At 73.0% G+C, this 1,128-nt stretch carries 1 protein-coding gene; it reads right to left on the bottom strand.

The features are described 5' to 3' along the window. Positions 1-870: SRPBCC family protein (locus FNH05_RS37605; RefSeq protein WP_144593572.1), on the bottom strand; the 870-nt coding region annotated here is incomplete at its 3' end. Positions 871-1,128: the final 258 nt, after the last annotated feature.

The following is a 1,128-nucleotide window of genomic DNA, read 5'->3' as shown; positions in this document are numbered from 1 at the left end:
CTCGGTGAGGTGTGTGCGGGTCCTGGCGCCGTCGGGGCCGCTTTCCGAGCGCACGACCTCGCCGGTCTCCAGCACCTGCTTGAAGCGCCGCAGATCGTCGCGCAGCTGCTGGTCCGGTGCCTCGCCGAACAGCTTGGCGATCCGGGCGCCCAGCCTGCCGCCGGGCGGCTCGTAGATCAGGTGGACGCGGACCTCCGTGCCGCGCCCGCCCGGGGCGGGCCGGAAGTCGACCCGGCCGGAGTGCCGCACCTGGGTTTCCCCGACCGAGCGCCACGAAATGTGCTCGTCGATGTGTTCGCTGTCGATCTCGGCGTCCCACTCGACCTCGATGCCCGCCGGTCCCGCGGCGCGCCAGCGGCTGCGGCCGTCGCCGAGGTGGCGCACCGTTTCGAGGTGGGCCATGAACTGCGGCAGGTTCTCCAGGTTGCGCCAGGCCCCGTAGACCTCGCCCACGGGGCGGTTCACCGTGATCCGCCCGTTGGCGTGAATCGGGCGGCCGCGCCTGCCACGGGTGGTGACGACGGCGGCGGCGAGGTCGGCGAGCGCCACCCCGGCCAGTGCCGCCATCGTGATCGACGCGCGGCGCCTGCCGTCCGGGCTCTTCACGCCGCGGCGGACGGCGTCGGCCAGGCGCAGATCCACGATGTCGCCCGCGAGGCGCAGCCACAGCCACGGCGCACCGTTGCGGCGCGCTCCCAGTGCGGTGCCGAGCACCAGTTCGCGCGTACCGATCAGCCGCACGAGCCGGCGCGCCCGGTCATCGTCTCGGGCCCCGACCAGTCCGAGGACCCTCCCCGGTGCCACCGCCTGTGTGGCCCCCAGCCCGATGCTGAACGCTCCCAGGCTCTTGGTCAGCCATCGCTTGTCCATCTCACCGTCCCTCGAGTCGCCCGATCACACGGGACATGCCCGCCAGTGCGGCTTGATACCCGGCCTCGCCGCCGGGAAACCGGCCCCGCCGCAATGGCAGCCCGAACAGGGCCCCGGCAAAGTCGCGTGAGTATTGGCCCCAGTCCCTCCGGCCGGGGGTGAGGGGCCTGCAAAAGGGGGTTGCGAGTTGCCGTGAGCGGTCCCCTCACAGCACCCATCCCCGCCTGAGGGTGGGACTCACCTGCCTGAGGGTGGGAC

This window comes from Amycolatopsis rhizosphaerae (assembly GCF_007713715.1).
In the GTDB taxonomy this organism is placed as follows: domain Bacteria; phylum Actinomycetota; class Actinomycetes; order Mycobacteriales; family Pseudonocardiaceae; genus Amycolatopsis_E; species Amycolatopsis_E rhizosphaerae.
The sequence above is the reverse complement of the archived record's forward strand: the minus strand, read 5'-3'. Positions and strand labels throughout refer to the sequence as shown.